At 73.5% G+C, this 11,973-nt stretch carries 7 protein-coding genes; 4 read left to right on the top strand and 3 right to left on the bottom strand.

Annotation, left to right across the window (positions count from 1 at the left end; all coding sequences use genetic code 11):
* Positions 1-13: 13 nt before the first annotated feature.
* A complete protein-coding gene (locus F7P10_RS10640) occupies positions 14-772 on the top strand; it encodes a MerR family transcriptional regulator (RefSeq protein WP_151009195.1) in 759 nt (252 codons plus the stop codon).
* Positions 773-800: 28 nt separating this feature from the next.
* Here F7P10_RS10640 and F7P10_RS10635 read toward each other — a convergent pair whose 3' ends face one another.
* From F7P10_RS10635 to F7P10_RS10625, 3 genes are all read right to left on the bottom strand, one after another.
* Positions 801-5,588 carry a DNA repair ATPase gene (locus F7P10_RS10635; protein WP_254716748.1) on the bottom strand — a complete coding sequence of 1,596 codons (4,788 nt, stop codon included), beginning with the start codon at positions 5,586-5,588 and terminating at the stop codon, positions 801-803.
* 230 nt (positions 5,589-5,818) lie between these two features.
* A complete protein-coding gene (locus F7P10_RS10630) occupies positions 5,819-7,855 on the bottom strand; it encodes a flotillin family protein (protein WP_151009194.1) in 2,037 nt (678 codons plus the stop codon).
* A 127-nt stretch (positions 7,856-7,982) separates the two neighbouring features.
* Positions 7,983-8,690, bottom strand: coding sequence for a hypothetical protein (locus F7P10_RS10625; protein ID WP_151009193.1), 708 nt, complete (start codon positions 8,688-8,690; stop codon positions 7,983-7,985).
* A 407-nt stretch (positions 8,691-9,097) separates the two neighbouring features.
* Between F7P10_RS10625 and F7P10_RS10620 the strand changes: the two genes are divergently transcribed.
* The 3 genes from F7P10_RS10620 (at position 9,098) to F7P10_RS10610 (ending at position 11,874) form a co-directional block, all read left to right on the top strand.
* Positions 9,098-10,111: a sulfotransferase gene (locus F7P10_RS10620; protein ID WP_151009192.1), complete on the top strand. Its 1,014-nt coding sequence runs from the start codon at positions 9,098-9,100 to the stop codon at positions 10,109-10,111.
* Positions 10,112-10,180: 69 nt separating this feature from the next.
* Positions 10,181-10,846: a TetR/AcrR family transcriptional regulator gene (locus F7P10_RS10615; protein WP_151009191.1), complete on the top strand. Its 666-nt coding sequence runs from the start codon at positions 10,181-10,183 to the stop codon at positions 10,844-10,846.
* A gap of 338 nt (positions 10,847-11,184) precedes the next feature.
* Entirely contained in the window at positions 11,185-11,874 is a 690-nt protein-coding gene (locus F7P10_RS10610; protein ID WP_151009190.1) for a hypothetical protein, read from the top strand.
* Positions 11,875-11,973 lie beyond the last annotated feature (99 nt).

Genomic DNA, 11,973 nt, shown 5'->3' with positions numbered 1-11,973 from the left:
CATCGTGGACCCCGTGGAGTTGACGATCCGGCAGGTCGCGGCGCGGGCGGGCGTCACCGCGCGGACGCTGCGGCACTACGACGAGATCGGGCTGCTGCGCCCGTCCAGGGTCGGGGAGAACGGCTACCGCTACTACGACGCGGACGCGCTGGCCCGGCTGGAGAGCGTCCTGCTGCTGCGCGACGTCGGCCTGAGCCTGCCGGTCATCGCGGACGTCCTGGACCGGCGGGCGGACGAGGCGGCGGCCCTCGGCGCGCACATCGACCTCCTCGAGGACGAGCGGGCCCGGCTGGAGCGGCGGCTCGCCGCCGCCCGGCACACCCTCGACGCGCGGCGGACCGGCCGGGACCCGTCGATGCGGATGATGCGGGAGGGCTTCAACGACCCGTACCGGGACGAGGTCGTCGACCGCTGGGGCGAGCGGGCGTTCCGGGAGAGCAACGACTGGTGGCACGGGAAGAGCCTCACGCAGCGGATCGAGTGGAAGCGCGACACCGACGCGCTGGTCGCCGCGTGGGCCGAGGCGTGGCGGGACGGTGCGGAGCCGTGCTCGGACCGCGCGCGGGCGCTCGCCGCCCGGCACGTCGACTGGCTGCGGGCGATCCCGGGGACGCCGACGGCGGACGGCGACCGGGAGCGGTCCGCCGAGATGGTGCGCTGCCTCGGCGACATGTACGCCGCCGACCCGGCCTTCGCCGACACCTACGGCGGCGCGGAGGGTGCCGCGTTCGTCCGCGACGCCCTCCACGAGTACGTCCGCGCGTCGATGTAGCCCACCGCGCCGAGCCGTGGCCCCGCGCTCATCGGACGGCGCCGTTGCGCAGGGCCGCGACCTGGTCGGCGAGGTGGAGGAGGGCGCCGACGGTCGGGTCCTCGGCGTCGAGGGTGCGGGACCGCCGGTAGGCCTCCTTGACCTCCGCCCAGCGCGCGGACGCGCCGGGCGTCAGGGTTCCGCGGAGTTCGGCGAGCTTCAGCAGGTTCGCCTCCGCGTCGGACGTGAGCGTCTGCGACTCGGCCCGGTAGTGGTCGTCGATCGCCGCGCCGAGTTCGGCGTCGTTCATCACCGGCACGATGCGTTCGGCGAGCTTGTTCATGTCGCGGTACGAGCCCTGCAGCCGGAACGGGGGCTCGGTGCGGGACGCGTCGTCCTGCGCGGCCGACGCGATGTACGCCCGGTTCACCGACAGGACGACGCGCTGCGCGGCGACGAGCTTCCGCAGCACGGCGAGGATCTGGTCCAGTTCGGCCTGCGAGTAGGGGTGCGAGAGCCGGTCGGGGCGCGCCGCCGGGTCGCCGGCGGCGAGCCGGACGAGCAGTTCGACGTCGTCGCGGTCGTGCGAGGTCAGCGGCGCGAGGACGGGGTTGGAGGTGAGGGCGTTCTCGATGTAGCTGAGCGCGAACAGGTCGTCCTTCCCGGACAGGACGTCGCCGAGGTTCCAGACGTCGGCGCGGTTGGCGAGCATGTCGGGGACGCGGAAGCGGGTGCCCGACTCGGTGTAGGGGTTGCCCGCCATGCAGACCGCGAAGCGCTTGCCGCGCAGGTCGTGGCCCTCGATGCGGCGCTGGGCGTCGCACAGCGGGATGAACTTCTGCAGGAGTTCGGGCGAGGTGTGCTGGATGTCGTCCAGGTAGAGGAGCACGTTGTCGCCGAGCGCCAGCGCGAAGTTGATCTTCTCGACCTCGCGGCGGGCGGCGGCGTTCGGGGCCTGCTCGGGGTCGAGCGAGGTGACGTCGTGGCCGAGGGACGGGCCGTCGACCTTGACGAGCGCGAGGCCGAGCCGGTCGGCGACGTACTCGACGAGGGTCGTCTTGCCGTAGCCGGGCGGGGAGATGAGCATGAGCAGGCCCATCCGGTCGGTGCGCTTGCCGTCCCCGGCGGCGCCGAGCTGCTTGGCGAGGTTGTCGCCGATGAGCGGGAGGTACACCTCGTCGACGAGCCGGTTGCGGACGAACGCGCTCATCGTGCGCGGCCGCAGTTCGGCGACGCCGAGCCGCTTCTCCTCGGCGGACAGCAGCTCGGCCCGCCGCTTCTGGTGCTCCCGGAACGCGGGGACGTCGCGGGTCCGGAAGTGCCGCGACCGGGCGAGGACCTCGTCCAGGCGCAGGTCGAGGCGGCGCCCGGCGATGCGGGGGTGCGCGCCGAGCAGGCCGTCGACGGTCGCGGTGAGCGCGGCGGGGGAGTCGTAGGACGGGACGTCGCACAGCAGCGCCGCGACGGCCTCCGGCAGGTCGGGGTGGCCGGCCGGGACGGACGCGCCGAGCCACGCGGCGGCGAGCTGGACGCGGGCGGGCAGGCCGCCGGGACCGGCCTCCCCGAGGGCGGCCAGGTCGCCGTCGAGCGCGGCGCGGTGCGCCTCGCCGAACCCCTCGAGCAGCTCGCGCGCCCCGGGGCCGGTGACGAAGCCGTCCGGGGCGGTCGCCAGCTCCTCGACCAGGTACTCGGCCGCGAGCGGGTCGGCGGGCAGCCCGAGCGGCGCGATGAACTCGGCGACGGCCGCCGACAGTTCGGCGACGAGATCGGCGACGGTGTCGCGCCCGAACGCGTCCCGCGCGCGGACGAGCGAGCGCGCCCGGACCGTCCAGGCCGACGCGCCGGACGCGCCGGACGTGCCGTGCGCCCAGAACAGGCGGGCGTTCGCGCGGGCGCGGGACGGGTAGCGCAGCAGGCCCGCGCCGGCCCGCAGGTCCAGCAGCGCGGACAGGATCGCGGTGGCGTCGTGGTCGTGGACGCCGCGCTCGTAGCCCTCGTCGTAGCGGTCCGCGGCGGCCGACCGGACGAGGTCGAGGAGCCCGCCGGACGCGGCGGCGGCCCGCAGCTCGGCGTCGTCCGAACCGGCGAGGACGGACGTCGCCAGGTACTCGGCCCGGTACATGTCCGGGCCCTCGGAGACGAGCGTCCGCCCCCACAGCGCGGCGTCCGCGAGCGCGGCGTCGCGCACCGGGGCGCGGTAGTCGGTCCCGGTGATCGCGTACGCGAGCGAGCCGTCGTGCGGGACGAGCGTCAGCTCGATGGGGCGCGTGTTGACGGCGAACCGGTGCCGGCCGAGCCGGATCGTGTCGCCGTCGTACAGGTCGAGCCGGTCGCGCAGCGCCCGCCCGGCCTCCTGCCGGGCCGACTTGACCCGGCCCTCGAGGTCCTCGGCGCGGACGGCGTCGTCCAGGTCGCGCAGCTCCCCGGTGATCGCGCGGAGCCGCGCCACCATCGCGTCGGTGGCGAAGTAGGCGTTGACCTCGTCCGGCGAGGCGAGCGTGGCGGCGCGGCGCCGGACGCCCGCCAGGATGCGGTCCGCGGACGAGACGAGCCGGTCGGTGCGGCGGGCGCGCTCGTCCAGGAGCGCCTGCTTGCGGGACGAGAACGCCTCGTAGACCTCGGTGCGCTTCGTCTCGAGTTCGGCGAGGAAGTCGTCGAGTTCGGCGAAGCGTGCCTGGAGGGTCTCGAGTCGGAGCAGCAACCGGCCGAGCTGGTCGTCGCAGCCCTCGGGGGTGGTCGCGGCGGCGAGGGCGCTCGCGATGGACTGGTCGAGGAGCGCGAGTTCGGCGGCGAACGCGGCGCGGCCCTCGCGTGCGAGCAGCTCGCGGCGGCGGCCGTCCAGGACGGCGCGGGCCCGGTTCAGCCCGCCGAGCACCTCGCCGACCCGCTCCAGGATCGCGGTGCGGGCGGTGGCGTCGGAGACGTCGAGGTCCCCGACGACCTCGGTGACGACGTCGAGCCCCTCGTGCTGCGCGTCGAGGAGGTCGGCGAGCGGCGCGGCCTCGGCGGCCGTCGCGATGCCGGCGGCCTGCTCGGCGATCCGCTCCACCTCGGCGTGGTAGCCGGTGAAGGCGTCCGCGTGCTGCAGGAACCCGACGGCGCCGCGCCCCGTCTCGTGCAGCCCGCCGGACGCCGACTCGGCCAGCTCGTCGATCCGCCCGGCGTCGGCGTAGCGGAGTTCGCGCAGCGACTCCAGGCGGCCCTGCACGCGCCGGAGTTCGGCGAGCCGCGCCACCCAGCCGTCCGCCGTCGCGGGCGGCTCCGCCTCCACGCGGCGCAGTAGCCCCCGCACCCGCTCGGCGGCCTCCGCGACGGCGGTCTCCGCCTCGGCGGTGAGCGCCCGCACGTTCTCGTACTCGTCCAGGACCTGGACGGCCGCCGCGCGGACGTCCGCGAGCGGTCCGGCGAGCGCGCCCAGGTCGGGCTCGGCGAGCCAGTGGTGCAGGTCGGCCGTCCGGGTGCAGGCCCCGATGAGCGCCTCGAAGACCGGCGCGGACGGGGACATCTCGCCCACCATCCGCACCACCGACAGGCACTCGGAGATCCCCCTCACGAGGTCGGCGTTCCCCACCCGCTCCAGCGGGCCGGTGCCGACCGGCTGCGCGGCGGCGTGGTCGTCGGAGACGAACGGCGTCGCCCACACCTGCACCGGGTGGACGCCCGCCGGTTCGCCCGACGCGGCCCGCAGCACCACCAGCGCGCCGTCGTCGAACAGCGCGTACCCGTGGCAGGCGATCGGCGTCGCGACCTCCTTGCGGATCACGTTGTAGGGCAGCAGCAGCGTGCGGCCGTCGGCGCGCGAGCAGAACGCGTAGACGACGTCCTCGCCGTTGGGGGAGCGGATCGTCCGCTCGTACTCCAGGCCGGCCACGTCGGTGTCGAACGTCTTGACGGTGCCGGTGTCCAGCAGGAACCCGCCCGGGAACACGACGCCGTCGTCGCCGGGCAGGCGGCGGCACGCCCGCTCCAGGCCGTCCAGCCGGACGACGTCGCGCGTCCGGGTGTTGTGCACGAGGTACCGCCACGCCGTCTCGTTGTAGGGACGGATCCGCAGCAGGACGAGCGCGCCGACGCGGGCGTGCAGGACGTCGGCGTCCGCGAGGCTCTGCAGCGGCTCGTCGACCGGCTCGGAGTGGATCTCCGTGCCGTCCGGCGTCGCGATCGTGAGGGCGCCGCCGACCGTCGAGACGTGCAGCGCGTCCCGGATCGCGATGTGCGGGCGGCGTCCCGGGACGTGGTCGTCGCGGGTCGTCTCGGTCCAGTCGAGGTCGTGCGCGGGCGGCGACCGGTCGTCGCGCTCGCCGTGGTTGTCCTCGTAGGTCACCGCCCCGTCCGGGGCCACCCGCCAGCGCAGGACGCGCCGGTCGGACAGGCGCGGGCCGGTCTGGAACACCGCGAGGAGGCGGCCGCCCAGGAGCCGCAGCCGGAGCAGGCGCGCCTGCCGGTAGTAGCGGTATATGTCGGCGAAGTCGCGGCGGAAGCGCGGGTCGTCGAGCAGCCCCGGCACCGAGCCGGAGCCGCCGAACGACGGACCGTCCGGGCCGTCGCGTCCGTCCGGGCCGTGGGCGGCGTCGGCGGCGGGCACGGCGGGGTGCAGGGAGAAGACGTCCTCGGGTTCGGTCTCGGCCTTCGCACCGGGCGCGGGGGTGCCGCCGAGCAGCAGCGTCCCGCCGAGCGCGACGATGTCGCGCGGCACCCGGGCGGACGGCGTCCGGACCCGCTCGGTGCCCGCCAGCCGCAGGCCGCCGCCGCCGAACACCTCCAGCCGCCGGGCGTTCAGCGCCTCCGCGCGCCGCGCGAGCTCGCCCGCGTGCTCGGCGAGCCGGGCGCGCAGCACCTCGTACGTCCCGTGGTCGAGTCCGGCACCGTCGAGTCCGGCACCGTCGAGTCCGGCACCGTCGAGTCCGGCACCGGCGGCACCGTCGGCGCCGGTGCCGCCGGTCGCGGTCGCGTCGGCCGCGGTCTCCTCGATGTTCTCGCTCACGCGCTTCCTCCCTCGTCGGGGTGCGGCGGGCCGCCCCAGGCCCCTGTGCTGGGGCGGCCCGCCGCGGTCTCGGGCGGCGTCTCTCAGGCCGTGACCGTCAGGTCGGTCCCGTTCGCGCTCGCCGGCGGCGCGGCCGCGAGCGGCGCGTCGGCGACGCCGAGCCGCCGCGCGGTGTCGAGCAGGTCGGTGAACCCGGCGGACTGCGGTCCGCCCGCCGCGATCAGCCGCATGAGCAGCGCCGACAGGGTGACATCGCGGACGCCGTCCGCGCCGAGCGAGCCGAGGACGCGGGACAGGTCGTCGGTCAGGCTGCCCGTCCCGTCCAGCCACGGCTGCGCGACCGACCGCGCGACCTCGGAGTTCTGCACGAAGCCGTCCACGCTCTTGCCGAGCGCGATCGACCCGACGACCCGGTCGAAGAAGGTGCTCTCGCCGCCGACGATGCTGATGTCGGCGCGCTCCAGCCCGGTCGCCAGCACCGTGGCCTGCGCCTCGGCGACCTGCCGCTGGACGTCGAGCCCGGCGAGCCGGATCTCCTTCTCCGTCTCCAGCCGCAGCCGGTACTCCTCGTGCTTGCGGGTGACGTCGTCGAGCGCGGCCATCGCGTCGGCCTTCTCGGTGAGCCCCTCCGCCTCGGCCTTGAGGCTCTCGCGGATCCGCTCGGCCTCGACGACCGCGCGCTCGCGCAGGACGATCGCCTCCGCGCGCCCGGCCTTCTCGATGACCTCGGCGTCGGCGTCGCGGACCCGCACCTCGGCGAGTCCCGCCGCGGCGGCCTCCGCCTGCAGCCCCTCGGCCAGCCGGATCTTCGCCCGCGCGTCCAGCTCGGCGGTCTGCTGCCGGGTCTCGGCCAGCACCAGCTCCTCGCGGGCCCGGTGCTGCGCCGCCGCCTCCGCCGCCTCGGCGGCCTTGATGTCCTTGACCAGGCCCTCCTGCGCCTCGGCCTCCGCCTGGATGACGATCGCCTGCCGCGTCCGCTCGGCCTCCTCGACCGCCCGCAGCCGCTTGATCTCCTCCTCCTGCTCGGCGACGGTCCGCTCGACCGCGATCCGCTCCCGGACCACGTTCGCGATGTCCCGCTTCTCGCCCTCGACCTCCTTGTCGGCGGCGATGCGGGTCAGCTCCGTCTCGCGCTCGCGGGCGATGACCTCCAGCAGGCGGTCCTTCTCGATCCGCTCGCTCTCGATGGCGAGCACCCGCTCCTTGTTCTTCGCCGCGACCGCGACCTCCCGGTCCCGGTTCTCGTGCTGCACGCCGAGCTGCTCGTCCGTCCGGATGTGCGCGGTCTGCGCCCGCAGCCGCTCCTCGGCCTTGACCCGCTCGATCTCCGCCTGCTCGCGGGCCCGGACGGTCTCGACCTCGCGCTCCTGCCGCAGCTCGGCGTCCGCGTTGCGGCGCTCCAGCTCCAGGATCGCCTCGCGCGCCTCCACGTTCTGGCGCTTGATCTCCTTCTCCTCGTTGCGCGCGTGCTCGTTCGTGCGGACGTGCTCGATCGCCGTCAGCTCGGTGATCTTGCGGATGCCCTGGGCGTCGAGGATGTTCGACTTGTCGAGCGAGAGCAGCGACGTCTGCTCGAGGTAGTCGATCGCCGCGTCCTCGATGACGTAGCCGTTCAGGTCGGTGCCGATGACCTGGATGATGTGGTCGCGGAACTCGTTGCGGCGGGTGTAGAGGTCGGTGAAGTCGAGGTGCTTGCCGACGGTCTTCAGCGCCTCGGAGAACTTCGCCGCGAACAGCTCCTGGAGGGTCTCCTGGCTGCTCGCCCGCTCCGTCCCGATCGCCTGCGCGACCTTGATGACGTCCTCGATCGTCTTGTTCACACGGACGAAGAACGTGATCCGGATGTCGGCACGGATGTTGTCCTTGCAGATCAGGCCGTCCCGCCCGGTCCGCTCGATGTCGATCGTCTTCACCGAGATGTCCATGACCTCGGCCTTGTGCAGGACCGGCAGGACGACCGCGCCGGTGAAGGTGACGTCCACCTTCCGCAGTTTCGAAATGATCAGTGCGCGGCCCTGGTCGACCTTGCGGAACAGCTTCCTGACCAGGAGCAGCAGGGCGAGTGCGATGAGCAGGACGAGCGCGATGAGCACGCCCGCTCCGATCGTGATGGCATCCATCGGTGATCCCTCTCGGGTGGGGGAATTGACGGCGCGGGGGATTGACGGCGCGGGGGATTGAGGGTGCGGGGGGCGTAGGGCAGCGCGGAATTCGGCTGCGGGGGGTGCGGATTTCGGCCGCGGGGATTCAGCCGGCCGGCGGATCGAGCACGGAATCGTGCGGCATGATCCAGAAGAACTGTCCGGCCGAGTCGTAATCGAAGATCAGCGCGGTGCTTCCCGCGGTGAGCGCGGTGCCTTGGGCCGCCCCCGCCACGGGGACGTCCGCGGCGGGCACCCGCACCTGGACGAGCGCGGTCGTGCCGCCCGGCGCGGACACCTCGGCCTGCCCGAAGTCGGGGCCCACGCGTCCCGTCCGGACGACGCACGGCAGGCCGACGAACTCGCGCAGGGACGTCCCCGGGGAGTCGCGGAACAGCCGGCGCAGCGGCAGGACGAGCGCGCGCGTGGCGGCCCACCCAGCGGTGAGCGCGGCGGGCAGCAGCAGCGCCCGCAGCACCGTGGCCTCGGAGAACGCGGAGCCGGCCAGGCTCGCGAACCAGGTGAGGCAGATCAGCGCGGACAGCGCCACGGTGACCGGGACGCCGCCGAGCCCGGCCGCCGCGAGCAGCCCGCCACCGGCGGAGCCGTCCCCGGAGCCGTCCCCGGAGCCGTCCCCGGAGCCGTCCGCGGCGTCACCGGTACCGGTACCGGCGCCGCCGCCGGCGTCGCCGTCGAGGAGGTCGACGCCCAGCGCGCCGAGCAGGACCAGCGCCCAGTAGCCGGCCACGACGAGCAGTGCGAAGCTGAAAAGCGCCGTCGGGAAACCGAGCGCGGCGTCAAAGAATTCGGACATGAGAAAGCACGCTTCCGCCTGGAGACATCGGTGAGCTGCCGGTGCGCGCGCCGAAGCGCGCCCCGGTCAGGTGAACACGAATGCGGGGTTAGCGGGCTCAGCTATCAGGAAAGGCCGCTGCCAGTGCGGCGAGGCGCAGGCCGGAGAATCCGGCGGGCCGTGGGGTGTGGTGCTCTCTAAGGCACTGGGTCATATCTCTCCTGGTCACGAGACGACTCCTGCATCTCGCCGACCAGGCTTCCCGGCACACCGATAGTTAGATTAGCGCACTACTTACCGAAAGGCAAGATTTTAATATGTTCCGGCACGGAGGGTAGTGGATCACTCGCGCTTCGGGGTCGAACTTTCAGGCTATTTTGAGGTTCGCTGGACCGTACGCTCAGGTCAGGGGCGTACATTGGCCTGGCATGACGACTCCGTCCCATCGGCCGATCTTCGTCGTCGGCTGCCCGCGGTCGGGCACGACGCTGCTGCAGCAGATGCTCCACTGCCACCCGCGGATCGCGCTCCCGTCCGAGACGAGGTTCGTCCACACCGCCTACGACGCCCGCCACGACTTCGGCGACCTGGACCGGGCGGAGAACCGGCGGGCGCTCGGCGAGTGGATCGCCAAGGGCAAGACCACGAAGTTCAAGGCGCTGAAGCTCGACCCGGACGCGACGATCGAGGAGATCGCCGCCGCGCCGCCCACCCTCGGCTCGGCGATCGCGACCGTCTTCCGCGCGTACGCCCGCGAGAACGGCAAGCCGCGCTGGGGTGACAAGCGGCCGAGCTACATCCGCCGGATCGGTGCGCTGCGGCGGATGTTCCCCGACGCCCAGTTCGTCCACCTGATCCGGGACGGGCGCGACGCCGTCAGCTCGCTGAACCGGATGCCCTGGTACGACGGCGACCTGTTCTCGGCCACGCTGACCTGGCGGGACGCCGTCGACATCGGCCGCCGCCTCAGCACCCGGCTCGGTCCGGAGACCTTCTACGAGTTCCGCTACGAGGACCTGGTCGAGGACCCCGAGCGGGAGCTGGAACGGCTGTGCGCGTTCCTCGGCGAGGACTACGACCCGGCCATGGCGGAGCCGCAGCACCACGCGCGCGCGACCGTCCCGCAGGAACGCCGATGGCACCTGGGCACCCACGAGGCGCCGAACGCCGGCGTCGTCGGCGCCTGGGCGAAGCGGCTGGAGGACTGGGAGGCCGACCTGGTCGAGCACGTCCTGGCGTCGCGGCTCCAGCGGCACGGGTACGGGCTGTCCGGACGGTCGCGTCCCGCCCCGGCGCACGTCACGCGGTTCCACCGGCAGGCCGCCCACCGGTGGCGCTCGCGCCGCACCACGGCCGCCCGGGAGGCCGTGCTCCGCGCCCGCGAACCCAACCCCGTGGTGTCGAAGCTGAGCGGTCCCGCCCTGGAGTCCGTGCAGTCGTGACAACCTCCGCCCGGGGGGTGCGCCGTAGAATCGGCCGTCGAGAGCGTTACCGGACGCGATGGGCGGAGCATGGGACACGGCGATCGGGGGGATCGGGCGCGGAACGCGACGGGCGAGGCGGCGCGGCTGCCGTCCGGCCGGCACCGGCTGTCGCGGGACTACGTCGCCAGCAACCAGCGCGCCCGCATCCTGCGCGCGGTGACCGAGGTCGTCGGCGGCCGGGGCTACTCGCAGCTCACGATCGACGCCATCGTCGGCGCGTCCGCCATCTCCAAGAAGACGTTCTACGAGCACTTCCGTAACAAGGAGGAGGCGTTCTTCGCGGCGTGCGAATCGGTCGCGTCGCGGATGACGGCGGCGTTCGACGACGCCGCCGCGGAGCGCAGCGAACCGGACGCGCGGCTGCGCGCGGGCCTCGGCGCCCTGCTGGAGTTCCTGGCGTCGGAGCCGCTGGGCGCCCGGATGGCCGTGGTCGAGGTGCTGGCGGCCGGGCCGGAGGCCGTGGCGCGCCGGGACCGGGTCAAGCGGCACTTCAGCACGACCGTGGTCGAGCACCTGCTCGCGATGTACCCGGACTTCCCCGAGCCGGAGCTGGCCGCCGAGGTGATCGTCGGCGGCGTCCACGAGGTGCTCTACAGCCGCATCAGCCGCGGGGAGGCGCACGCGCTGCCCGCACTGCGCCGCGGGCTCGTCCGGATGTACGCGCTCCCCGCCCCGCGCTCCGCGGACCACTGACCCGGACCGAGTCCCAGGGCCGACGCGCCCGGGCGTCGATCGGTTCGTGGCCGTATCAGGACACGTTCCGGTCCCGCCCGCAAGCCCCGGTGACCCGCGCCCCGCGCGGTGATCGGCGTCACATCGTCCGGCGGGTTCTTGCCATCGGTCACTGGCTCATCGCGGAGAGGTGGCCTGGCGAACCGTGAAAAGGGTGCCGCCGGTCCGCCGTTAACGCGAATCCGAAAACGGCCCAACCGGCGTACGGGTACGGTCCAGTTCTTGAGAAACCGAGCAGTTTATGTTTCGGTTCGTGCACCGCAGGGATTCGTCCCCACCCCCACCGAAAGGACCGGATCATGCGGAAGTTCACCAGAGTCGCCCTGCCCCTGCTCGGCGCCGGCGCGCTCGTCCTCGGCGGCGCCACCGCCGCCGGCGCCACCACCATCGAGTCCGGAGGGGCCCCGTTCAGCGGCACCGTCGTCGGCACGAACCTCTCCAACGTCGTCCTGACGGGCGTCAGCTCGCTCGGACTGATCCAGACCACGTGCACCACCGCGGAACTGCAGGCGTCCGTCGATTCCGACGGGACCAACGGCTCGCTCGACGCAGCCGACATGCCCACCGCCGGCAACCCGGACTGCACCAACAACAAGGGCGGCACCACCGTCATCGACGCGCTCAACCTGCCCTACACGGGCGGCGGGGCGACGTACGACGCCGCGCACACCAACAACCGCGACGGGTACATCTACATCAACTCCCCGAACCCGAACGTGGAGATCGAGGCCACCCTCAACCTCACCTCGCTCGGCCGGGTGGAGACCTGCAGCTTCGGCCTGACCGGGAGCACCCAGCTGCAGATCGACCTGTACAACCACAACAACCCGAACAAGCCGGTCTCCGGCAACGCGCACTCGCAGGGCAAGCTGGCCGGCCAGCAGCTCCAGCTCGTCTCCGGCACCAGCGGCTGCCCCAGCTCGGCGTCCGTCTCGGCCACGTTCCAGATCGTGACGGCGTCCGGCGCGGACGTCACGATCGCCCCCTGAACGATCGCCCCCTGAACCGCCCCCGATCCATGACCGGCACCGCGCGGGCCGTGTGACCCGCGCCCGAGACCCGGTGCGGCCGTCCGGTGATCCCACCCC

It is taken from the genome of Actinomadura sp. WMMB 499 (genome assembly GCF_008824145.1).
In the GTDB taxonomy this organism is placed as follows: domain Bacteria; phylum Actinomycetota; class Actinomycetes; order Streptosporangiales; family Streptosporangiaceae; genus Spirillospora.
Note: the sequence above shows the minus strand (reverse complement) of the source record. Positions and strands in the feature narration are given on the sequence as shown.